This window comes from Bacillus massilinigeriensis (assembly GCF_900111815.1).
GTDB classification, from domain to species: domain Bacteria; phylum Bacillota; class Bacilli; order Bacillales; family Cytobacillaceae; genus Mesobacillus_C; species Mesobacillus_C mediterraneensis.
The window spans coordinates 611,336-634,501 of the sequence record NZ_LT630004.1; the positions used below are offsets into that span (position 1 = coordinate 611,336).

General features: G+C 45.1%; 19 protein-coding genes and 1 other annotated feature. All 19 genes read left to right on the plus strand.

Going from position 1 to position 23,166, the window contains the following annotated elements; genetic code table 11:
- Positions 1 to 43 precede the first annotated feature (43 nt).
- Complete coding sequence (gene secE, locus BQ5796_RS03255; RefSeq protein WP_071458928.1) at positions 44 to 223, plus strand: preprotein translocase subunit SecE; 180 nt, start codon at positions 44 to 46, stop codon at positions 221 to 223.
- A gap of 204 nt (positions 224 to 427) precedes the next feature.
- A complete protein-coding gene (gene nusG / locus BQ5796_RS03260; RefSeq protein WP_071458929.1) occupies positions 428 to 961 on the plus strand; it encodes a transcription termination/antitermination protein NusG in 534 nt (177 codons plus the stop codon).
- Positions 962 to 1,134: 173 nt separating this feature from the next.
- The gene (rplK, locus tag BQ5796_RS03265; RefSeq protein WP_071458930.1) at positions 1,135 to 1,560 is read left to right on the plus strand and encodes a 50S ribosomal protein L11; all 426 of its coding nucleotides are present in this window, start codon (positions 1,135 to 1,137) and stop codon (positions 1,558 to 1,560) included.
- Positions 1,561 to 1,717: 157 nt separating this feature from the next.
- On the plus strand, positions 1,718 to 2,410 hold the full coding sequence (rplA, locus tag BQ5796_RS03270; protein ID WP_071458931.1) for a 50S ribosomal protein L1: 693 nt from the start codon (positions 1,718 to 1,720) through the stop codon (positions 2,408 to 2,410).
- Positions 2,411 to 2,460: 50 nt separating this feature from the next.
- Positions 2,461 to 2,601: a sequence feature (ribosomal protein L10 leader region), on the plus strand.
- A gap of 35 nt (positions 2,602 to 2,636) precedes the next feature.
- Positions 2,637 to 3,137, plus strand: a complete 501-nt coding sequence (rplJ, locus tag BQ5796_RS03275) for a 50S ribosomal protein L10 (protein ID WP_071458932.1) — start codon at positions 2,637 to 2,639, stop codon at positions 3,135 to 3,137.
- A gap of 58 nt (positions 3,138 to 3,195) precedes the next feature.
- On the plus strand, positions 3,196 to 3,561 hold the full coding sequence (rplL, locus tag BQ5796_RS03280) for a 50S ribosomal protein L7/L12 (protein WP_071458933.1): 366 nt from the start codon (positions 3,196 to 3,198) through the stop codon (positions 3,559 to 3,561).
- An 88-nt stretch (positions 3,562 to 3,649) separates the two neighbouring features.
- Positions 3,650 to 4,258 carry a class I SAM-dependent methyltransferase gene (locus BQ5796_RS03285; RefSeq protein WP_071458934.1) on the plus strand — a complete coding sequence of 203 codons (609 nt, stop codon included), beginning with the start codon at positions 3,650 to 3,652 and terminating at the stop codon, positions 4,256 to 4,258.
- Between the two features lie 236 nt (positions 4,259 to 4,494).
- The gene (gene rpoB / locus BQ5796_RS03290; RefSeq protein ID WP_071458935.1) at positions 4,495 to 8,055 is read left to right on the plus strand and encodes a DNA-directed RNA polymerase subunit beta; all 3,561 of its coding nucleotides are present in this window, start codon (positions 4,495 to 4,497) and stop codon (positions 8,053 to 8,055) included.
- 81 nt (positions 8,056 to 8,136) lie between these two features.
- Complete coding sequence (rpoC, locus tag BQ5796_RS03295; RefSeq protein ID WP_071458936.1) at positions 8,137 to 11,730, plus strand: DNA-directed RNA polymerase subunit beta'; 3,594 nt, start codon at positions 8,137 to 8,139, stop codon at positions 11,728 to 11,730.
- A gap of 171 nt (positions 11,731 to 11,901) precedes the next feature.
- Positions 11,902 to 12,150 (plus strand): 50S ribosomal protein L7ae-like protein, encoded by a 249-nt coding sequence (locus BQ5796_RS03300; protein WP_071458937.1) that lies wholly within the window; start codon positions 11,902 to 11,904, stop codon positions 12,148 to 12,150.
- Between the two features lie 102 nt (positions 12,151 to 12,252).
- Positions 12,253 to 12,675, plus strand: coding sequence for a 30S ribosomal protein S12 (gene rpsL, locus BQ5796_RS03305; protein ID WP_023626436.1), 423 nt, complete (start codon positions 12,253 to 12,255; stop codon positions 12,673 to 12,675).
- Between the two features lie 45 nt (positions 12,676 to 12,720).
- The gene (gene rpsG / locus BQ5796_RS03310) at positions 12,721 to 13,191 is read left to right on the plus strand and encodes a 30S ribosomal protein S7 (protein ID WP_071458938.1); all 471 of its coding nucleotides are present in this window, start codon (positions 12,721 to 12,723) and stop codon (positions 13,189 to 13,191) included.
- A 48-nt stretch (positions 13,192 to 13,239) separates the two neighbouring features.
- Entirely contained in the window at positions 13,240 to 15,318 is a 2,079-nt protein-coding gene (gene fusA, locus BQ5796_RS03315; RefSeq protein WP_071458939.1) for an elongation factor G, read from the plus strand.
- Positions 15,319 to 15,440: 122 nt separating this feature from the next.
- A complete protein-coding gene (gene tuf / locus BQ5796_RS03320) occupies positions 15,441 to 16,628 on the plus strand; it encodes an elongation factor Tu (RefSeq protein ID WP_071458940.1) in 1,188 nt (395 codons plus the stop codon).
- A 158-nt stretch (positions 16,629 to 16,786) separates the two neighbouring features.
- Positions 16,787 to 17,521, plus strand: coding sequence for a CRISPR-associated endoribonuclease Cas6 (gene cas6 / locus BQ5796_RS03325; protein ID WP_071458941.1), 735 nt, complete (start codon positions 16,787 to 16,789; stop codon positions 17,519 to 17,521).
- Positions 17,505 to 19,298: a hypothetical protein gene (locus BQ5796_RS03330; protein WP_071458942.1), complete on the plus strand. Its 1,794-nt coding sequence runs from the start codon at positions 17,505 to 17,507 to the stop codon at positions 19,296 to 19,298. Before cas6 ends, BQ5796_RS03330 begins: the two co-directional genes overlap by 17 nt.
- Positions 19,291 to 20,181 (plus strand): type I-B CRISPR-associated protein Cas7/Cst2/DevR, encoded by an 891-nt coding sequence (gene cas7i, locus BQ5796_RS03335; protein ID WP_071458943.1) that lies wholly within the window; start codon positions 19,291 to 19,293, stop codon positions 20,179 to 20,181. Before BQ5796_RS03330 ends, cas7i begins: the two co-directional genes overlap by 8 nt.
- Entirely contained in the window at positions 20,181 to 20,882 is a 702-nt protein-coding gene (cas5b, locus tag BQ5796_RS03340) for a type I-B CRISPR-associated protein Cas5b (protein WP_346190272.1), read from the plus strand. The genes cas7i and cas5b overlap by 1 nt, the downstream gene beginning before the upstream one ends.
- A gap of 53 nt (positions 20,883 to 20,935) precedes the next feature.
- Positions 20,936 to 23,155, plus strand: a complete 2,220-nt coding sequence (locus BQ5796_RS03345) for a CRISPR-associated helicase/endonuclease Cas3 (RefSeq protein WP_071458944.1) — start codon at positions 20,936 to 20,938, stop codon at positions 23,153 to 23,155.
- Positions 23,156 to 23,166: the final 11 nt, after the last annotated feature.

Below are 23,166 nucleotides of genomic sequence, written 5' to 3' on the forward strand. Positions count from 1 at the left end.
AGATTCGTCTTTGTTTGCATTTGCATAAGTTGGAGGTTACAAGATGAGCGTCACGAAGTTTTTTGGCGATATTGGCCGCGAAATGAGAAAAGTCAGCTGGCCAAAACGACATGAGTTGGTTCGTTATACGATTACCGTATTATCCACTGTCCTGATTATGGCTCTGTTTTTCGCTGCAGTGGATATGGGGATTTCCGAATTGATTCGATTAATTCTTGAATAACCCCCGCAGTCTCATGGTATAATGGAAAATAACGCAGGATATATTTACAAAGCCCGTTTAACGGGTTTTTTCATTTGTTTAAATTTTTTACGGGGTTGGCATGGACATGCCTAAAAAAAGACCCGTGCCGCAATGAACCAGCGTCGTGCAAAAAACTTGCGCAGGCCGGGATATGAGGAGGGAAGGACGTTACAGTCCTCTTGAATGGAAAAAAATTGGTATGTGGTTCATACGTACTCTGGCTATGAGAACAAGGTAAAGACGAACCTTGAAAAACGTGTAGAGACAATGGGAATGCAGGACAAAATCTTTCGGGTGGTTGTACCGGAAGATGAAGAAACAGATTTTAAAAACGGCAAGAAGAAAGTCGTAAAGCGTAAAACATTCCCAGGTTATGTGCTAGTTGAACTAGTCATGACAGATGATTCTTGGTATGTTGTCCGCAATACGCCGGGCGTGACAGGCTTTGTCGGATCTAGTGGTTCTGGCTCAAAGCCGACTCCGCTCTTGCCTGAAGAAGTAGTGGTGATTCTAAAGCGGATGGGCGTCGAAGAGAAAAGGTTCGATATCGACTTCGCAGTTGGAGAGACAGTGGAAGTTTCCGAGGGGCCATTCAAAGGATTCTCCGGCTCTATTGAAGAGATTGATAAGGATAAGGGCAAGCTGAAAGTGCTTGTCAATATGTTCGGCCGCGATACCCCTGTCGAATTGGAATTTTCCCAGATTGAAAAATTATAGTTTGAAATAACTTGAATTCAGTTTTGAAAAGTGGTAATATTTCATAGGTCAGTATGTCTCGCCATAGCGGGAGTGACATAGATCGAACATCGTCGCTATAACGCGGCGGAAGATATGAGTGGGAGGGGAAAATCCCCTATTACCACATCACGGACTTTAAGGAGGTGTGTCTCGTGGCTAAAAAAGTTATTAAAATGGTTAAGCTTCAAATCCCTGCTGGGAAAGCAAACCCAGCGCCGCCGGTAGGTCCTGCATTGGGTCAAGCTGGTGTTAACATCATGGGATTCTGTAAGGAGTTCAATGCCCGTACAGCTGATCAGGCTGGTCTGATCATTCCTGTTGAAATTACGGTATTTGAAGACCGTTCCTTTACATTTATTACGAAAACTCCTCCTGCTGCCGTTCTTTTGAAAGTGGCGGCTGGAATCCAGTCTGGTTCCGGTGAACCAAACCGTAATAAAGTAGCAACAGTTAAGCGTGATAAAGTACGCGAGATTGCTGAGCAGAAAATGCCTGACCTTAACGCTGCTAGCGTAGAAGCTGCAATGCGCATGGTTGAAGGTACTGCACGCAGCATGGGTATCGTTATCGAAGATTAATCCATGCTTCAGCTCAAAAGGCAAGCTGGGGGTTGCGGGGTCAAAGATATTTTTACTCGCAACCTTTCTTCTGTCTAGCGAGGGCGCTCACAACAAGCGCTTTCGCTTTATAAGTGGGAGGTTATTCCGCTAAAACCACAATCTAGGAGGAAAAACAATGGCTAACAAAGGCAAAAAGTATGTAGAAGCCGCAAAGCTTGTTGACCGCACAAAAGCGTACACTGTTGCTGAAGCGGTTGAACTTGCGAAAAAGACAAGTATCGCAAAATTTGATGCTACTGTTGAAGCAGCATTCCGTCTGGGTGTAGACCCTAAGAAAGCTGACCAGCAAATCCGCGGAGCAGTTGTGCTTCCAAACGGAACTGGTAAAACTCAACGTGTCCTTGTATTCGCTAAAGGCGAAAAGGCAAAAGAAGCAGAAGCAGCAGGCGCAGATTATGTGGGAGATTCCGAATACATCAACAAAATCAGCCAAGGCTGGTTCGAGTTTGACGTAATCGTTGCAACTCCTGACATGATGGGTGAAGTTGGTAAGCTTGGCCGTACATTAGGGCCTAAAGGCTTAATGCCAAACCCTAAGACAGGCACAGTTACTTTTGATGTAACAAAAGCTGTCAACGAAATTAAGGCTGGTAAAGTAGAATACCGCGTCGACAAAGCTGGAAACATCCATGTGCCAATCGGCAAGGTATCTTTCGAAGACCAAAAGTTGATCGAAAACTTCAACACTATTTTCGAAACAATGATGAAAGTCAAGCCTTCTGCTGCTAAAGGAACTTACATGAAAAACGTCACACTCTCCACTACAATGGGACCTGGCGTAAAAGTAGATCCTTCTACAGTAAAATAATACCAATTGACAACTGATGATACGTTTACTATAATGTATCTTGTTGTGAAATAAATTTAACATTTGTACCGCAGACAGCAGGTGCCGCAAGGCTTAATCTCCTGCCGAGGTAATACGATAGATCCTATGGGTCACTTATTGTATAACTTCCTCCGTGTCTGCATCAGGCACGGAGGTTTTTATTTGCCTGGTATGAATGGATACAAATTCAACAGGAGGTGTAAAAATGAGCAGCGTAATCGAAACGAAGAAACAACTAGTACAAGAAATCTCCGAAAAGTTCAAAGCGAGCAAGTCGACGATCGTCGTTGACTACCGCGGCTTGACTGTAGGAGAAGTAACTGAACTTCGTAAACAGCTTCGCGAAGCAGGCGTTGAGTTCAAGGTTTACAAAAACTCCATGACTCGCCGTGCTGCAGAAGCTGCTGGTCTTGAAGGCCTAAACGAAGCATTGACTGGTCCGAACGCTATTGCGTTCAGCACAGAAGATGTTGTTGCTCCTGCGAAAATTCTTAACGAATTCGCAAAGAAAAACGAAGCGCTTGAAATCAAAGCGGGTGTTATCGAAGGGAACTTGGCTACTCTTGATGAAGTCAAAGCTCTTGCTGACCTGCCATCACGCGAAGGCTTGCTATCTATGCTCCTCAGCGTGCTTCAAGCACCTATTCGCAATCTTGCTCTTGCTGCAAAAGCTGTTGCAGACCAAAAAGAAGAACAAGGCGCGTAAGCTGATCTGCGTTTGACCAATAAAAAACCAAAATACTATTTCGGGAGGAAATAAGACAATGACTAAAGAACAAATCATTGAAGCAGTCAAATCCATGACTGTTCTTGAACTAAATGACCTTGTAAAAGCAATCGAAGAAGAGTTTGGCGTAACTGCTGCTGCTCCAGTAGCAATGATGGGCGGAGCTGCTGGCGGTGCTGCTGCTGAAGAGAAAACTGAATTTGACGTTGTCCTTGCAAGCGCTGGCGACCAAAAAATCAAAGTTATCAAGGTTGTACGTGAAATCACTGGCCTTGGACTTAAAGAAGCAAAAGAACTAGTTGACAACACTCCAAAAGCTGTTAAAGAAGGCGCTTCTAAAGAAGAAGCTGAAGAAATCAAAGGCAAGCTTGAAGAAGTTGGAGCAAACGTCGAAGTTAAGTAATAAACCTGAAAAAAGCTCGCTGTATAAGCGGGCTTTTTTTAACTGACCGAAGTCAGGCCGAATCTATCCAGCATGAGAGGTGGAAGCTGTGTCAGACCATTATTATTCGAAGAACCCCGAAGTCGAAAGCAATCCGGTGTATTGGAACTTCCGGCTGAGAGGGTATGACTTTCGCTTCAAGACGGACAGCGGTGTTTTTTCGAAAAAAGAAGTGGACTTTGGTTCCCGCTTGCTCATCGAAACCTTCCGGCGGGAAGCTGAAGCTGGCAGAATTCTGGATGTAGGATGCGGCTACGGCCCGATTGGTTTGTCCGTAGCGAAATCTTTCGGTGATGCTACAGTCCATATGGTCGATGTGAACGAGAGGGCGCTAGAGCTCTCGCGTGAGAACGCCAGGCTGAATGATGTAAAGAATGTGAGAATCTATGAAAGTGATTGTTTGCTTAGTGTAAAGGATGCGGAATTTGATGCGATTTTAACAAACCCGCCGATCAGAGCAGGCAAGAAGATTGTTCATGATATTTTTGAGCAGAGCTTCGACAAGTTGAAAGAGGGCGGAGAACTATGGGTGGTCATCCAGAAGAAACAGGGTGCCCCTTCTGCTATCGAAAGGCTGAAAGAATTGTTTGGCAACGCTGAAATTATCGAAAAGAAAAAAGGCTATTATATTATTGTTGCGAAAAAGTTGACTTGCTGATTTCGCTATGTTAGCATTATAAAATGCCAAAAGATTAGTTTTCTTTGTTTTGCTAAAATCACCATGGAGAGTATAATTTTAGCTTATTATGGGAAAACTAATAAAATAATTGTTCGTTAAAGGAATTGTGGTTTTTGACTATGAAAACCCTTTTTCTTTTTGTCTCAGAATGCTGCCCGGCTTGTGCGGGGCGGCGACAAAGGAATAATAAACGCTTGATTTGAGGGGTGAATCAGTTGACAGGTCAACTAGTTCAGTATGGACGACACCGCCAACGCAGAAGTTACGCTCGTATCAGTGAAGTTTTGGAATTGCCGAATCTAATTGAGATCCAAACATCTTCCTATCAATGGTTCCTCGATGAGGGGCTTAGGGAAATGTTCCAGGATATCTCCCCGATTGAAGACTTTACTGGCAATCTGTCACTCGAGTTTATCGATTACAGTCTTGGCGAACCAAAATATCCAGTTGAAGAATCGAAGGAAAGGGATGTCACTTACTCCGCTCCGCTAAGGGTGAAAGTGCGTCTTGTCAATAAAGAGACAGGCGAGGTCAAGGACCAGGATGTCTTCATGGGTGATTTTCCGCTCATGACGGAAACCGGAACGTTCGTCATTAACGGTGCCGAACGCGTCATCGTTTCCCAGCTGGTGCGCTCACCAAGCGTATACTATAGCGGGAAAATGGATAAAAACGGCAGGAAAGGTTTTTCCGCGACCGTTATTCCAAACCGTGGTGCCTGGCTCGAATATGAGACAGATGCCAAGGATGTTGTATATGTCAGGATCGATCGTACGAGGAAGCTCCCTGTTACGGTTCTTTTGCGTGCTCTTGGCTTTGGTTCAGACCAAGAGATTCTTGAACTAGTAGGTGACAACGAGTACATCCGCAATACGCTGGAAAAAGACAATACGGAAAGCACGGAAAAAGCGCTTCTCGAAATCTATGAGCGCCTGCGCCCTGGCGAGCCTCCAACAGTGGACAACGCAAAGAGCCTCCTTGTTTCCAGATTCTTTGATCCAAAACGCTATGATCTTGCTAGTGTTGGACGCTATAAAATAAATAAGAAGCTTCATATAAAGAATCGCCTGTTCGGTCAAACGCTTGCCGAAACGCTGGCAGACCCTGAAACAGGTGAAATCATCGCGGAGAAGGGTACTACGCTTGATCGCAGGACGCTTGACCGCATTCTGCCGAGCCTTGAGAAGAATGTTGGCTTCCAGAGCCACCGTCCTGTTGGCGGTGTTGTGGAAGACGAGATTGAACTTCAGACTATCAAGATTTACGCTCCGAACGATGAAGAAGAAAAAGTCATTAATGTTACAGGCAACGCCTATGTGCCAGAGCATGTGAAAAATATTACACCAGCTGATATTATCTCTTCCATCAGCTACTTCTTCAACCTGCTCCACGGAGTAGGCAATACGGATGATATCGACCATTTGGGCAACAGGCGTCTGCGCTCTGTCGGCGAGCTCCTTCAGAACCAGTTCCGCATCGGTTTGTCTAGGATGGAAAGGGTTGTTCGTGAGAGGATGTCCATCCAGGATACGAACACGATCACGCCGCAGCAGCTGATCAATATCCGTCCGGTCATCGCATCCATCAAGGAGTTCTTTGGAAGCTCCCAGCTATCTCAATTCATGGATCAGACGAATCCGCTCGCTGAATTGACGCATAAACGCCGTCTTTCTGCGCTCGGACCTGGTGGTTTGACGCGTGAGCGTGCCGGGTTTGAAGTGCGTGACGTCCACTACTCCCATTATGGACGCATGTGTCCGATCGAGACGCCGGAAGGTCCGAACATTGGTCTGATCAACTCCTTATCTTCCTTTGCGAAAGTAAACCGCTTTGGTTTCATTGAAACACCATACCGCAGGGTAGATCCGGAAACCGGAAGGGTAACTGAGCATTTCGATTACTTGACGGCAGATGAAGAGGATAACTATGTTGTGGCACAGGCGAACGCGCTGCTTTCCGAAGACGGAACGTTCCTTGAGGATGAAGTTGTAGCCCGTTTCCGCGGCGAGAATACCGTCGTGAAAAACGACCGCGTCGACTATATGGATGTATCGCCGAAGCAGGTAGTATCTGCTGCGACTGCATGTATCCCGTTCCTTGAAAACGATGACTCCAACCGTGCCCTTATGGGTGCGAACATGCAGCGTCAGGCTGTTCCATTGATGCAGCCTGAAGCGCCAAGGGTAGGTACCGGAATGGAACACGTAAGTGCAAAAGACTCCGGTGCAGCAGTTATCTGCAAACATGAAGGTATTGTTGAGCACGTTGAAGCCCGTGAAGTTTGGGTCCGCCGCATTAGCTACGTGGATGGCCAAGAAGTGCGCGGTGACCTGGATAAATACAGGATGCTGAAATTCATCCGTTCCAACCAGGGAACATGCTACAACCAACGCCCAATCGTCAGCACGGGAGACCGCGTGACGAAAGGCGAAATCCTTGCAGACGGTCCTTCCATGGAAAAAGGAGAACTAGCGCTTGGACGAAATGTTATGGTTGCGTTCCTCAACTGGGACGGCTACAACTATGAAGATGCGATTATCATGAGTGAGCGTCTTGTAAAAGACGATGTTTATACATCCATTCATATTGAGGAATACGAATCAGAGTCCCGCGATACAAAGCTAGGACCTGAAGAGATTACTCGCGATATCCCGAACGTAGGTGAAGACGCACTTCGCAATCTCGATGAGCGCGGAATCATCCGAATCGGTGCTGAAGTAAAAGACGGCGACCTGCTTGTAGGAAAGGTCACACCAAAAGGTGTAACAGAACTGACGGCAGAAGAGCGTCTCCTCCATGCTATCTTTGGAGAGAAAGCTCGTGAAGTACGTGATACGTCACTGCGTGTTCCGCATGGCGGCGGTGGAATTATTCTGGATGTCAAAGTGTTCAACCGTGAAGACGGCGACGAACTGCCTCCAGGCGTTAATCAGCTAGTCCGTGTCTATATTGTCCAGAAGAGGAAGATTTCCGAAGGGGACAAAATGGCAGGACGTCACGGTAATAAGGGGGTTATCTCCCGCATTCTGCCGGAAGAGGATATGCCGTATCTTCCTGACGGCACACCTGTAGATATCATGCTTAACCCGCTTGGTGTACCATCCCGGATGAACATTGGACAGGTGCTCGAGCTTCATCTTGGAATGGCAGCACGTTACCTCGGCATCCATGTAGCATCACCTGTATTTGACGGTGCGCGCGAGGAAGATGTTTGGGCAACGATTGAAGAAGCAGGTATGGCTCGGGACGCGAAGACGGTCCTTTATGATGGCCGCAGCGGCGAAGCTTTCGATAACCGTGTATCCGTAGGGATTATGTATATGATCAAGCTTGCGCACATGGTTGACGATAAGCTCCATGCGCGTTCTACTGGACCTTACTCACTTGTTACACAGCAGCCGCTCGGCGGTAAGGCACAGTTTGGCGGACAGCGTTTCGGAGAGATGGAAGTTTGGGCGCTTGAGGCATACGGCGCAGCTTACACACTTCAGGAAATCCTGACAGTTAAATCCGATGATGTCGTTGGACGTGTTAAGACGTACGAGGCGATTGTAAAAGGTGAAAACGTACCAGAGCCTGGCGTACCTGAATCATTCAAAGTATTGATGAAAGAGCTTCAGAGTCTTGGTATGGACGTTAAGATCCTTTCAAGTGATGAAAAAGAAATCGAAATGCGCGATTTCGATGACGAAGAAGAATTGCAGCATGCTGAGACATTGACAATTGCTCCGGAACAAGAGGATTTCGACTCGGAAAAAGTGGGATCCAAAGAATAGATGCAATATATGGACAAAGCGGCGCTCTATATAAGCGAGTGCCCGCTGTCCAAAGCCCGAGATTAAAGGGAGGTAGGCCCCTTGCTGGATGTCAATAATTTTGAGTACATGAAAATCGGCCTTGCATCGCCTGACAAGATTCGTTCATGGTCTTACGGCGAAGTCAAGAAGCCGGAAACGATTAACTATCGTACATTGAAGCCGGAAAAAGATGGTTTGTTCTGTGAGCGGATTTTTGGTCCGACAAAGGACTGGGAATGCCATTGCGGAAAATATAAAAGAGTACGTTACAAAGGTGTCGTCTGTGACCGATGCGGCGTAGAAGTAACAAGGGCAAAAGTTCGTCGTGAGCGCATGGGACATATTGAGCTGGCAGCTCCTGTTTCTCATATATGGTACTTTAAGGGGATTCCTTCCCGTATGGGCCTAGTGCTGGACATGTCACCAAGAGCATTGGAGGAAGTTATCTACTTCGCATCCTATGTCGTGACGGAAACTGGTGATACAGCCCTCGAGAAAAAACAGCTTCTTTCAGAGAAGGAATACCGCGCATATCGCGATAAGTACGGCAGCAAGTTCCAGGCTGCAATGGGAGCGGAAGCAATCAAAAAGCTCCTAAGCGACATTGATCTGGACAAAGAAGTGGAAGCGTTGAAGGAAGAGCTGAAGACCGCTCAGGGACAGCGCCGCACAAGAGCTATCAAGCGTCTAGAAGTGCTTGAAGCATTTAGGAATTCAGGCAATGAGCCTTCTTGGATGATTCTTGATGTACTGCCAGTCATTCCTCCAGAGCTTCGCCCGATGGTACAGCTGGACGGCGGACGCTTTGCGACTTCCGACTTGAACGACTTGTATCGAAGGGTCATCAACCGGAACAATCGTTTGAAGCGCTTGCTAGACCTTGGAGCTCCAAGCATCATCGTTCAGAACGAGAAGAGGATGCTCCAGGAAGCAGTTGACGCCCTTATTGATAACGGCCGCCGCGGCCGTCCTGTTACAGGACCAGGTAATCGCCCATTGAAATCCCTCTCGCACATGCTGAAAGGGAAGCAAGGCCGTTTCCGGCAAAACCTGCTAGGAAAGCGTGTTGACTACTCTGGCCGTTCGGTAATCGTGGTTGGTCCAAACTTGAAGATGTATCAGTGCGGACTGCCGAAAGAAATGGCGCTAGAGCTCTTCAAGCCATTCGTCATGAAGGAACTCGTCCAAAAAGGACTTGCACATAATATCAAATCTGCGAAGCGCAAAATCGAAAGAGTCCAGCCTGAAGTTTGGGATGTACTTGAAGAAGTCATTAAGGAGCATCCGGTTCTGCTTAACCGTGCCCCTACACTTCACAGACTAGGGATACAGGCATTTGAACCGACGCTTGTCGAAGGACGCGCTATTCGTCTCCACCCGCTCGTATGTACGGCATACAACGCGGATTTTGACGGTGACCAAATGGCAGTACACGTTCCGCTTTCTGCTGAAGCTCAGGCTGAAGCCCGTTTGCTCATGCTAGCGGCACAGAACATCCTGAATCCTAAGGATGGAAAGCCGGTCGTTACCCCATCTCAGGATATGGTTCTTGGTAACTACTACTTGACGATGGAGAGGGAAGGCGCGATCGGTGAAGGTATGGTTTTCCATAATACTAACGAAGCGCTTATTGCATACCAAAATGGTTTTGTCCACCTCCATACGAGAGTGGCAATCCATGCCGGTTCTCTTGGCAACCAGACATTTACTGAAAAGCAAGAAAACCAGCTGCTTGTCACAACAGTTGGTAAACTGATTTTCAATGAAATCCTGCCTGCTTCTTTCCCTTATATCAATGAGCCGACTAAGACGAATCTTGAAGAGAAAACACCAGAGAAGTACTTCATTGATAAAGGTGTCAACGTTAAAGAAGCAATCAAAGCAATGCCTCTGGTAGATCCATTTAAGAAGAAAATTCTTGGAAACATCATTGCTGAAGTGTTCAAGAAATTTAAAATAACAGAAACATCCAAGATGCTAGACCGGATGAAAGACCTTGGATTCCGCTACTCTTCACGGGCAGGTATCACTGTCGGTGTAGCTGATATCGTGGTTCTTCCGGAAAAAGCAGAGATCATCCACGAAGCGCAGACGAAAGTGGATAATGTCTTGAAGCAGTTCAGACGCGGGTTAATTACCGAAGATGAGCGTTATGATCGTGTCATCGCCATTTGGAGTGCAGCAAAGGACAACATTCAGTCTAAGCTGATGGCGTCCCTTGACAAGACGAACCCAATTTTCATGATGAGTGACTCCGGTGCCCGTGGTAATGCCTCCAACTTCACGCAGCTTGCAGGTATGCGCGGACTTATGGCCAACCCGGCCGGCCGGATCATCGAACTGCCGATCAAGTCCAGTTTCCGTGAAGGCCTGACGGTACTCGAGTACTTTATCTCGACACATGGTGCGCGTAAAGGTCTTGCCGATACAGCACTTAAGACAGCCGATTCCGGTTACCTTACAAGGCGCCTTGTTGATGTTGCCCAGGATGTCATCGTCCGCGAAGACGACTGCGGAACAGACAGAGGCTTGCTCGTAAGCTCCTTGAAAGACGGCACGGAAATCATCGAACCGCTGGAAGAACGTCTTATCGGGCGCTACGCCAGAAAAGCAATCAGGCATCCTGAGACAGGAGATGTCATCGTTGCAGAGAACGAGCTGATCACAGAAGATCTCGCAAGCGAAGTGGCAAACACGAGCCTCGAAGAAGTTTGGATCCGCTCTGCTTTCACTTGTAACACACGCCACGGCGTCTGCAAAAAGTGCTACGGCCGCAACCTTGCGACAGGGCAGGAAGTGGAAGTCGGGGAAGCGGTTGGTATTATCGCTGCCCAGTCCATCGGGGAGCCGGGAACCCAGCTTACGATGCGTACCTTCCACACAGGCGGTGTTGCAGGAGACGATATCACTCAAGGTCTTCCGCGTATCCAGGAACTATTCGAAGCGCGTAATCCGAAAGGTCAAGCGCTTATCAGTGAAATCGACGGCATAGTGGTTGGAATCAACGAAGGCCGCGACCGCCAGCAAGAAATTGTTGTCCAGGGCGAAGTTGAATCACGTACTTACAACGCTCCTTATACAGCCCGCTTGAAAGTAGCGATCAATTCTAAGGTTGCACGCGGTGAGGAACTGACAGAAGGTTCTATTGATCCGAAAGAGCTGCTCAAGGTTAAAGACGTCAACTCTGTTCAAGAGTATCTGCTTCGCGAAGTACAGAAAGTATACCGCATGCAGGGCGTTGAGATTGGCGATAAGCACGTTGAAGTAATGGTTCGTCAGATGCTGCGCAAAATCCGCGTTATGGATGCAGGTGAAACAGATGTTCTTCCAGGAACATTGCTTGAAATCCACCAGTTCACTGACGCAAACAGGAAAGCCCTTCTCGAAGGAAAGGCGCCTGCAACAGGACGTCCTGTCCTTCTCGGAATCACGAAAGCGTCTCTTGAGACAGATTCCTTCCTATCAGCTGCTTCCTTCCAGGAAACGACGAGAGTTCTTACAGACGCAGCCATCAAAGGCAAGCGTGACGAGCTTCTCGGCCTGAAGGAAAATGTTATCATTGGTAAGCTTGTACCAGCCGGAACAGGTATGCAGCGCTACAGGCGTGCAGAGCCTCTTCTTGTGGGAAGCGAAGATGAAGCCACTGTCGAATAGGCAGTGCAGGAACAATTGAAGTAAATAGCGGTACTCTTCCTTTTGGGAGGGTACCGTGAATTTTTGAAAAATACGATCATAATTTTTTTATTGCGTGTTGACAACAAAGTTCCAAAATGCTACTATAGCAAAGGTGCTCCTATTTACCTGTAAGCTTTGGAGGATGCTTTTATGTCTTATGATAAAGTCACGCAGGCTAAACGTTTCATCATAGGAACAAAACAATCAGTAAAAGCCTTGAAAGCCGGTGAGGCTGCTGAACTGATCGTCGCTTCCGATGCAGATCCAAGAATCGTAGTGAAAGCACTGGAGGCTGCCAATGAGGCAGGCATACCAGTTTCGCATGCTGATTCGATGGTGAAGCTTGGAAAGGCATGCGGTATCAGTGTAGGGGCAGCTGCTGTTGCCATACTGAAATAAAAACGTTTTTGCGGCGCGTACGGCTGCAGAAACTTTGTTTTTGGCAAAAAATGAACCACCTGGATGTGTGGGCTTACAAAAGAAATGAAGGGAGGAAAAATCATGCCTACAATTAACCAATTAGTGCGCAAGCCACGTAGCTCTAAAGAGGAGAAGTCAAAATCTCCAGCGCTAAACAAAGGTTATAACAGCTTCAAGAAAGCACAAACAAATGTTTCATCTCCACAAAAACGCGGTGTTTGTACCCGTGTTGGTACCATGACTCCTAAGAAACCGAACTCAGCGCTTCGTAAATATGCTCGTGTTCGTTTGACTAACGGAATCGAGGTAACTGCTTACATCCCTGGTATCGGCCACAACCTGCAAGAGCACAGTGTTGTTCTTATCCGTGGAGGCCGTGTAAAAGACTTACCAGGTGTGCGTTATCATATCGTTCGCGGTGCGCTTGACACAGCTGGCGTAAACAACCGTATGCAAGGCCGTTCCAAGTACGGAACAAAGCGTCCTAAAGCAGCGAAAAAATAATAGCAACGAAAAATTATAAAAGCCTTTTTGAAAGGAGGAAATAGAATGCCACGTAAAGGTCCAGTTTCTAAGAGAGACGTATTGCCGGATCCTATTTACAATTCAAAACTAGTAACACGCCTGATCAACAAGATGATGATTGATGGCAAGAGAGGGAAATCCCAAAAGATTCTTTACTCTGCTTTTGATATCATTGCCGAGCGCTCTGGTAAAGATGCAATGGAAGTATTTGATCAAGCACTGAAAAACATCATGCCTGTATTGGAAGTTAGAGCACGCCGTGTAGGTGGAGCGAACTACCAGGTACCAGTTGAGGTGCGTCCTGACCGTCGTACAACGCTAGGTCTTCGCTGGTTGGTAAACTATGCTCGTCTTCGCGGAGAAAAAACAATGGAAGAGCGTCTTGCTAACGAAATTCTTGATGCAGCCAACAGCACTGGCGCAGCTGTCAAGAAGCGTGAAGACACTCACAAAATGGCTGAAGCGAACAAAGCGTTTGCTCATTATCGTTGGTAATCACACACTCTATTTAAAACACTCATAACATGGAAGGAGAAATACCAAATGGCAAGAGAGTTCTCCTTAAAAAAGACTCGTAATATTGGAATCATGGCTCACATCGATGCTGGTAAAACAACAACAACTGAGCGTATCCTTTATTACACCGGCCGCATCCACAAAATCGGCGAAACTCACGAAGGTGCTTCCCAAATGGACTGGATGGAGCAGGAGCAAGAACGTGGTATCACGATCACATCTGCTGCGACAACAGCTCAATGGCATGACCACCGTGTTAACATCATCGATACTCCTGGACACGTAGACTTCACGGTTGAAGTTGAGCGTTCCCTAAGGGTTCTCGATGGCGCAGTAGCCGTTCTTGATGCGCAATCCGGTGTTGAACCGCAGACAGAAACAGTTTGGCGTCAGGCAACTACTTATGGAGTTCCACGGGTAGTATTCGTTAACAAAATGGATAAGCTAGGCGCAGACTTCCTATACTCTGTTGGAACAATTCATGACCGTCTGCAAGCGAACGCACATCCTATCCAGCTTCCAATCGGAGCGGAAGATGATTTCCAAGCCATCATCGACCTTGTAGAAATGAAAGCAGTTTTCTACGGCAACGACCTTGGCACAGACATTGAAGTTCGCGAAATTCCTGAAGAGCATATGGGATTGGCAGAGGAGTACCGCGAAAAGCTAATCGAAGCTGTAGCGGAACTTGACGAAGAACTAATGGAGAAATACCTTGGCGGAGAAGAGCTGACAATCGACGAGATTAAAGCTGCTATCCGTAAAGGAACTCTAAATGTTGAATTCTATCCGGTTATCTGCGGATCTGCCTTCAAGAACAAAGGTGTTCAGCTTATGCTTGACGCGGTAATCGACTATCTTCCATCTCCACTGGATGTACCTTCTATCAAAGGTCATACTCCAGATACAGATGAAGAGATCGAGCGCCACGCAGACGATGAGGAGCCATTCTCAGCGCTTGCATTCAAGGTTATGACTGACCCATATGTTGGTAAACTGACATTCTTCCGCGTTTACTCAGGTACGCTTGAGTCCGGATCATATGTACAGAACTCTACTAAAGGTAAGCGTGAGCGTATCGGACGTATTCTTCAGATGCACGCGAACAGCCGTCAGGAAATCTCTAAGGTTTACGCTGGCGACATCGCTGCCGCTGTAGGTTTGAAAGATACTACTACTGGTGATACGCTGTGTGATGAAAAGAATCTTGTTATTCTTGAATCCATGCAGTTCCCTGAGCCAGTAATCCAGCTTTCCGTTGAGCCTAAGTCCAAAGCGGACCAGGACAAAATGACAACAGCACTTCAAAAGCTGCAGGAAGAAGATCCAACTTTCCGTGCGCATACTGACCAGGAAACTGGACAGGTTATCATTGCTGGTATGGGTGAACTTCACCTTGACATCATTGTTGACCGTATGCGCCGTGAATTCAAAGTTGAAGCGAATGTCGGTGCTCCACAGGTTGCATACCGTGAAACATTCCGTGCTTCTGCACAAATCGAAGGTAAGTTTGCTCGTCAGTCCGGTGGACGCGGACAGTACGGCCACGTTTGGATCGAGTTCTCTCCAAACGAAGAAGGTAAAGGATTCGAATTCGAGAACGGTATTGTCGGTGGTGTTGTTCCACGTGAATACATCCCTGCTGTACAAGCTGGTCTTGAAGATGCGCTTGAGCGCGGTGTCCTTGCTGGATATCCACTGGTTGACATCAAGGCAAGACTTTTCGACGGTTCTTACCACGATGTTGACTCAAGTGAAATGGCGTTTAAAATTGCCGCTTCCATGGCTCTTAAGAATGCTGCTTCCAAATGTAACCCTGTTATCCTTGAGCCAGTTATGAGGGTTGAAGTTGTTATCCCTGAAGACTATCTTGGTGACATCATGGGTCAAATCACTTCCCGCCGTGGACGTGTTGAAGGTATGGAAGCTCGCGGAAATGCACAGGTAGTACGCGCTATGGTTCCACTATCCGAAATGTTTGGATATGCAACTGCGCTTCGCTCCAGCACGCAAGGCCGCGGTGTGTTCTCTATGCACTTCGACCACTACGAAGAAGTACCTAAATCGATTTCTGAAGAAATCATCAAAAAAAATAAAGGTGAATAATTGATTTTGCACCTTTAATCAAGTATAACTACTAATGTAAGCCTTGGTGCCGGAGGAAGCCCTGTGCTTTCTTTAGGCCCAAATTATACTTAGACTTTTATAATTCGAAGGAGGACTTCATAATGGCAAAAGCTAAATTCGACCGCTCCAAGCAGCACGTTAACATTGGTACAATTGGTCACGTTGACCATGGTAAAACAACTCTTACAGCTGCAATCACAACTGTACTTGCAAAAGCTGGTGGTGCTGAAGCACGCGGCTACGATCAAATCGATGCAGCTCCAGAAGAGCGTGAGCGCGGTATCACAATCTCTACTGCACACGTTGAGTACGAAACTGCAACTCGTCACTATGCACACGTTGACTGCCCAGGACACGCTGACTACGTTAAGAACATGATCACTGGTGCTGCGCAAATGGACGGCGGTATCCTTGTAGTATCTGCTGCTGACGGCCCAATGCCACAAACTCGTGAGCACATTCTTCTTTCCCGTCAAGTAGGCGTACCTTACCTTGTTGTATTCATGAACAAATGCGACATGGTTGACGACGAAGAGCTACTTGAACTAGTAGAAATGGAAGTTCGTGACCTTCTTTCTGAGTACGAATTCCCTGGTGATGACATTCCTGTTATCAAAGGTTCTGCCCTTAAAGCTCTTGAAGGAGACGCTGCTTGGGAAGAAAAAATTCTTGAACTTATGGCTGCTGTTGACGAGTACATCCCAACACCAACTCGTGACACTGACAAGCCTTTCATGATGCCTGTTGAGGACGTATTCTCCATCACTGGCCGTGGTACTGTTGCAACTGGCCGTGTAGAGCGTGGCCAAGTTAAAGTCGGTGACGTTGTTGAAATCATCGGTTTGACTGAAGAGCCAAAATCTACAACTGTAACTGGTGTAGAAATGTTCCGTAAGCTTCTTGACTATGCAGAAGCTGGCGACAACATCGGTGCACTTCTTCGTGGTGTAGCACGTGAAGAAATCCAACGTGGTCAAGTACTTGCTAAGCCTGGTTCTGTTAAGCCACACACTAAGTTCAGAGCAGAAGTATACGTTCTTTCTAAAGAAGAAGGTGGACGTCATACTCCATTCTTCACAAACTACCGTCCACAGTTCTACTTCCGTACAACTGATGTAACTGGTATTTGTAACCTTCCTGAAGGCGTAGAAATGGTTATGCCTGGCGACAACATCGAAATGACTGTTGAATTGATCGCTCCAATCGCTATCGAAGAAGGAACTAAGTTCTCTATTCGTGAAGGCGGCCGTACAGTAGGCGCTGGCGTTGTTGCTACAATCCAAGAGTAATCTTAAATAGAAGAAAGCAGACGGGTGACGATCCGTCTGCTTTTTTGTGTAGAAAAATATGTATTTTTATCGAAATTTTTTTCTTTATTGTTGAAAAATATGACAACTTCTTCTAAATTATATAATAGTAGGGAATTAGCAGGGAAGGAGGAAACAAAGTGCGTTTTTCTGTTACATACAATCTTGAGCACCTCGACTTAGCTTACCGAATGAAAATCTACAGTCTCATCAAAGAAGCAGTCTCTCTTGCGGACAAAGAGTATTACGAGAAAACCTTTGGTCATCAGGATAACAGAATGAAAAATTTCACATTTTCCGTTTATCTGCATAATTGTACGCTACAGGATTCTGTTTTTTCGCTTGATCGTATGACAATCAATATATCATCCCCTGACATGGAGTTTTTTGTACACGCTTTCAATGGTGTGAGAAAAATAAAGGAGTACAAGGCTGGTGGTGCGACTTGGGTTCAAAGCAATTTGCAACTGTTGTCTGAGTCTAGTATTAAGCATCGCAAAGTGATCTTTAAAACGTTAAGCCCTTTATTGATTGAAGATCAAAATGGAAAGCCATTGTCTCCTGACAATTCTGATTATGAGTCTCAACTTAACTACTATGCAGACTTACAAGTGAAGCAGTTCGCCAAAAGGGGTTTACAAGAGCCTTTGAGATTTACTCCTTTAAGGCTAAGTAAACTTGTTGTGAAAGAGGGGAATCGGCATTTAAGGAATGACGATATTCTTTATTTCACAACATACAAAGGGACTTTCCAGCTTGAAGGACATCCTGAGGATTTGCAGCTTCTTTACCAATTAGGTTTGGGCAGAAGATCAACATACTTTGGAATGTTAGACATTGTAAAGGAGGTTAGGGTGGATGCCGATAGAGATTAATGCAGAATTTTGGCCAATGGCCGCTGGATGTATCGGGCTTGCTAAGCTTTATCCAGATGGTGAGCTGTCCATCACCCAAAACGGCATCCTGCTTCAAGAGGAAATCCTGGATACCTTGGCAGAACGGTACATTAGAGGGTTAATTGAATCCTCCAGTGTCGTTAAGCGTGATGTGAAGAGATGGGAGTGGTATGCCAACCAGGCCTTGAAGACTCCAGAAAAAACAAAACAGCATGCAGCAGAATTACGAAAAAGGATGAACGAGCAGCATAAAAAACTCGTAAAATATTTTCCGGAAGCAGAAGAAACAAACAAGCTTGCTCACTTATTGGACGAGCTTAAAGAATACGACACCCCAGAGGATGCCCCAAAAGTTAGCGAAGCAATTGAGCGATATCAACAAATTGTCAGCACTCCACTCATCAATGAAAAATTAACATTAAACCTTGTAAAATCAGAAACCTTAGGAAAAGCCTTTTTCGGGCAAACAAGCTTTCTGCAAAAGACTTTTTTTCAAAAGACAACAGAAGAGCATGTAGCACAACTTCAGAAAGACTTCATTGATCCTGCCAAATTAGAATTACAACTGTATGCAAAGAGACGCAATGGATCAAAAGAAGAGTTAATTCAATTTCTACAAGAAAACAGCACATATAAGCCATTCAAAAATTTAATAAAGCCGCTTGAAAAATTAAGCAGCATACAAGAGATTGAAGATTACTTCTATCATGAAACCCTTTCTTGTTCTTTCTTTCATGGAATGCTAGCGACAAGATCATTTGAAGAAATGGTTTTTGGACCGCTAGCCTTTACAAAGCAAGTGGCTAATTTCACTTGGGATTTCCAAAATGATATACCAGTACCAATCAGTGCATTAGCAAGGCTAATCCTTTTCCTCTCTCCTTTAGGAATGGCATTTTATCCAAAAAGAGTCGGAAATGAAAATGCCTCTGATTACCTTCGCTATGGAGGCCTTATCCTTTCGCAAAAGCCTTTTGCTGAGGTAGTTAAAGATAATCTAAGGTACCAAAAATTAAGGTTAGACGGTACAAGTTTCAGTGAATCCCTTGTTGGAATTTTGCAAGAATCACTGGATAAAGTTAAGAAATTTCAACAGTCCTTTCTCATCATTGAAATGCACTCAGATATTGATAAAAAGAAAACCCTGCTTGATTATCAGCACATGCCGCCATATTTAGTAAAATACCTCGAAAATTATGGAAATTCTCTCAAGCTGCTGTTAGACAGGGAACTAAAAGATGCATTCTTAAGAAGCGTGCTTAAGGGAATTGATCCGAAAAGCACCGTTTATGAGTACGTTCGCAAGGCAATTAAAGAGCCGTTTCATGCAGATGGAGCCTTTTTTGCAGCAAGGGAAAGAAAAAGAGTGTTACTAGCAAAGGGAGGAGAGTGGAACATGGGTGAGTTTGATAAAACAATATCATTGATAAATTATCGCGGTGCTGTGCTGCGGATAGCCATGGTAAATGGACGGCCGGAAGCTAAGGAAGGGGAGGTTTACCGGGCAAGTGGGAGAAAGAAACTCGAATCGATTGCTTACCGGTTGTTAAACGCAGCAAAAGCAGGAAACAAAAGCGATTTTATGGATACTATTTTCCGTGTGCATATGGCCGCTAATCTTGATGTTCCATCTGTGTTTGTAGAAGCCTACAAAGAAAAAGGCTTAGACTTCGATACGATTGCTACGGCTTTTATTGCTGGAATGCTTGGAGAAGGAAAAAAACACAATGAAGGAGAGGACAAACAAAATGGGTAAGGCTATTACATTTACAGTAGTTTTTCAGGGGAATTCTTTGAATTATGGTGAAGGCATTGCCAATATTTCAGAACTAAAGAAAATTCATCGCAGTAATGGACAGGTGCTGACCTTCGCTTCCCGTCAAAGTATCCGTTATGATATTGTCCGGCTTGGAAATGAGTGGTTTGGCTGGAACCTAGATACCGTGGACAAAACAAAAGGTACCCTACAATTCAAAGAAAGTGCAACCATTGCTGAATCTGTTGAAATGGACTTGTTCGGCTATTTGAAGACAGGGAAACAATCCCAGAAGCGGCCTGCAGTAGCACGTTTATCACATGCAATCTCTCTCGAACCATATCGCAGCGATATGGAGTTTTTAAACAATATGGGTTTTGCTGAACGTATCAATGAAACACCTAACCTAGCAAATATTGAGCAGCATGAGAGCATGTATTCCTACACGATGACCATTGACCTTGATAAGGTTGGGAAGGACCAAGGTATTGAGTTAAGCAATGAGGAGAAAGTGGAGCGGTTGGAGCAATTGCTCGAAGTCATAAAGTTTTTGAACAGAAATATTCGAGGTCGCCAGGAAAGCCTTGCACCACTCTTCATTATCGGCGGAGTGTATCCTGTTGCTAATCCATTTTTCATGGGTAAGGTAAGCGTTGAGCCAGGCCAGTATAAATGGAATATGAATGTGAGCGCAATAGAAAGCACGCTTGAATCTACATTCTTGGGTAAACCGATTCATCCTGACACCTACATAGGGTATGTAGCAGGACTGTTTGAAAATGAAAAAGAGTTCCATACACTTGTAGATGACCGCGCTGGTTCTGTTGAAAGCTTCTTTGGGTCATTGAAAAGCCAACTTCGTGATTATTATGGAGTGAGATAATGATGCAAGCTTTAAGGCTGAAGCTATACCAAGAAACAGCATGCTATAAAAAGCCATTTGCATTCAAAGTTTCAGAGACTTATCCGTTGCCTCCCTATGCAACGGTGAAAGGAATGCTGCATGCAGTTTTAGGTGCAAAGAAACTAATTCCAATGAAAATCAGCATCCAAGGAAAATACGATACGATTGTTTCTGACTATCAAACACATTACTTTTTTAAAAACAAGAAAACGAATGAGTTCGCACTGATCCTGGACGGCTTGGGTAGTAAAAGAACCTTCGAGCATATTACGACGATGCCCATCTATATGCATATGCTTTATGATGTTGAACTGCTCATTCATGTCCAGGCGGAGGAAGATGTCCTGCATGAGTTAGAGCAACGAATAAAATCTTCCAACACTCACTTGAGCCTTGGGAGATGGGAAGACCTTGTACGGGTAGATGAGTGCATGTTAGTTACAACTCAAGATTATGACGGGGATGAAGATCCTACGCTTAGTTTTAATGCATTCGTTCCTGAAAGATTTATTGAAGACAGTAGTAACTATATTTATGATCTTAATTGGACGTACCGAATTGTCAAAGGTGTACGGGTTTGGGACAAAATACGGGCTGGTTATGTTCAGATTGGTGAACCGATTGCTGATGGGGGAGAATTGACAGTCGACCAATATGGAGACTTAATTTTCTTCCCATAGAGACACTTACAGGAAAGCGTAATGCTTTCCTGTTTTAGTAGGGAGGATTTTCAATGGAGTACTATGCAAAGTCATCTCCTCCAGAGTCAATAAAACAACATACAGATGAGTTGCTGAATAGACTGGAGGAATTTCAGAGGCTTTACGGGAAATGGTTGCCTTTAACAGCCAGGGATTGGCAATTACTTCGACTTGCGGTGCTGTATCATGATGCCGGAAAAGCGGATATTGTTTTTCAAAATAGGATTAGGGGTATTTTGGGTTTGAATTTGTTACCTGAGGCTAGTTCTTATCAGATTCCACATAATATCCTATCTGTTATGGCTATTCCTTTTCGACTATTAGATTTAAATAAAGATGAACAGGTGCTTTTAGCTCAATTGGTTGCTTATCATCATGAGCGAGGAATACTTCCTGATAAAGAAGAAATAAAAGCCAACTATAAAGGAAATATTGTCCCGTATAAAAAGGAGCTGGAAGAACATCTTGGGATTGCGATAGATGAAAAAACAGCCGTCTCGAAAATTAGCAAAATCGAAGTTCCTAAACGGTTTTATCCTTCGCATCCTTCGTATCACCGTTATATATTGTTAAAAGGAATTTTGCATCGTCTCGATCATGCAGCATCGGCACATGTGCCAATTGAACTGGCAACAGAGATGGATGTCTCTCAGCATGTAAATGATTTTTTTGCAAATAAGCTTAAGAAGGAGAAAAAGCCGCTGCAAGTGTTTGCTGAGGAGCACAGAGAGGAACACTTAGTGATTGTTGCTCAGACGGGGATGGGGAAAACAGAAGCGGGACTATTATGGCTCGGCAACAAAAAAGGATTTTTTACGCTTCCGTTGCGTGTATCAATTAACGCAATGTATAGCAGGGTATCCAGCGAGGACCAAATCGGTTTTTCTAAAAAGGGGAGAGAGGGAGAAGAAGCCATCGGATTGCTTCATTCGACCAGTCTTGACTACTTATATGATCAAGAAGGCGGCCGAGAAGATGAACTGGAGAAAATGCATAGCCAGACGAAGCAGTATGCGAATAAATTAATCATCTCTACGATAGACCAGATTCTTAAGTTTCCACTGTATTATCTTGGCTTTGAAAAGGAATATGCCTTGATGGCAACTTCCAAAGTCATTGTCGATGAATTGCAGGCTTATGATCCGAAGATTGCTGCGGTCTTAATCCGGGCGATGAAGCTCATCGACGAGATTGGCGGTTCTTTTATGATTATGACGGCAACTCTGCCTGGCTTTTACTATAATGCCTTGCAGCGGGAGCTGTTCCATTCCAAGAAGCAGTTAACATATGCTGAATTTATTGATGACTCGATTATCCGCCACCATGTCTTAACGGCAGCGAAGTCCATTTCAGATGAGGAAATATTGGAAGAAATTAAGGGGAATGGAGAAAGCAAAAAAGTACTGGTTATCTGTAATACAGTTAGGCGAGCACAAGAGGTTTATGAGGGCCTTAGAGAGAAGGGGTGCAAAACATTCTTGCTTCATTCACGTTTTATTAAGCAGGATCGAAGCAGGCTTGAGACGGATATTTTGGCGTTTGCAAAGGGGCAGGCTGCGGGTGTTTGGGTGACGACGCAGCTTGTTGAAGCGAGCTTGGACATTGATTTTGATATGCTCTATACCGAGATGTCCTCGCTGGATAGCCAGTTTCAACGTTATGGACGCTGCAATAGAAAAGGGTTAAAGTCTGTTGCGGAACCAAATGTTATTGTTTTAACAGAGGACGTATCTGGAGTGTTGAGAAAAGGAAAGGTCTATCATAAAGATATTTATAACAGAAGCCTCATACTTTTGTCTGATTGTCAAGAAGGGGTCCTCCTAGAATCCGAAAAGCAAAGAATGATTAAAGAACTCTATGATGAAGAATCGTTAAAAAACAGTGGTTTTCTCAAAGAGTTTGAAGAAGCAATGGTCGATTTGAAGGAGCAATCGCATTATGATCCACAGCTGAAGAAAAGAGTCGCTCAAGAGATATTACGTGATATCCAACAAATTCAAGCAGTCCCAATTGACTTTCAGCAGAATGAACATTTCCAAGAGGCGTTGTGCGAATGGAAAGCTGCAAGTAGTAAGCAGGAAAAAAGGAGAGCCAGAATGGTGATTGAAGCTTTTTCGGTTGGTGTTCCTATGAAAACAGCTGAGAGAATAGGGTACAGCCCTTTAGAAAATATCAAAGGTCTTTTCTACATCCATTGTAGCTATAGTAATGAATTAGGGTTGCTTACAGATAAAGAAACTCTATTTAGCTAGGGGGAAGAAAT

Bases quoted from the DNA above. Each gene is read 5' to 3' on its own strand.
- cas7i (WP_071458943.1), top strand. From the start codon at position 19,291: ATGGGTAAGGCTATTACATTTACAGTAGTTTTTCAGGGGAATTCTTTG.
- cas5b (WP_346190272.1), top strand. From the start codon at position 20,181: ATGATGCAAGCTTTAAGGCTGAAGCTATACCAAGAAACAGCATGCTAT.
- rplJ (WP_071458932.1), top strand. From the start codon at position 2,637: ATGAGCAGCGTAATCGAAACGAAGAAACAACTAGTACAAGAAATCTCC.
- rplL (WP_071458933.1), top strand. From the start codon at position 3,196: ATGACTAAAGAACAAATCATTGAAGCAGTCAAATCCATGACTGTTCTT.
- fusA (WP_071458939.1), top strand. From the start codon at position 13,240: ATGGCAAGAGAGTTCTCCTTAAAAAAGACTCGTAATATTGGAATCATG.
- secE (WP_071458928.1), top strand. From the start codon at position 44: ATGAGCGTCACGAAGTTTTTTGGCGATATTGGCCGCGAAATGAGAAAA.
- BQ5796_RS03330 (WP_071458942.1), top strand. From the start codon at position 17,505: ATGCCGATAGAGATTAATGCAGAATTTTGGCCAATGGCCGCTGGATGT.
- BQ5796_RS03300 (WP_071458937.1), top strand. From the start codon at position 11,902: ATGTCTTATGATAAAGTCACGCAGGCTAAACGTTTCATCATAGGAACA.
- tuf (WP_071458940.1), top strand. From the start codon at position 15,441: ATGGCAAAAGCTAAATTCGACCGCTCCAAGCAGCACGTTAACATTGGT.
- nusG (WP_071458929.1), top strand. From the start codon at position 428: ATGGAAAAAAATTGGTATGTGGTTCATACGTACTCTGGCTATGAGAAC.
- BQ5796_RS03345 (WP_071458944.1), top strand. From the start codon at position 20,936: ATGGAGTACTATGCAAAGTCATCTCCTCCAGAGTCAATAAAACAACAT.
- rpsL (WP_023626436.1), top strand. From the start codon at position 12,253: ATGCCTACAATTAACCAATTAGTGCGCAAGCCACGTAGCTCTAAAGAG.
- rplA (WP_071458931.1), top strand. From the start codon at position 1,718: ATGGCTAACAAAGGCAAAAAGTATGTAGAAGCCGCAAAGCTTGTTGAC.
- rpsG (WP_071458938.1), top strand. From the start codon at position 12,721: ATGCCACGTAAAGGTCCAGTTTCTAAGAGAGACGTATTGCCGGATCCT.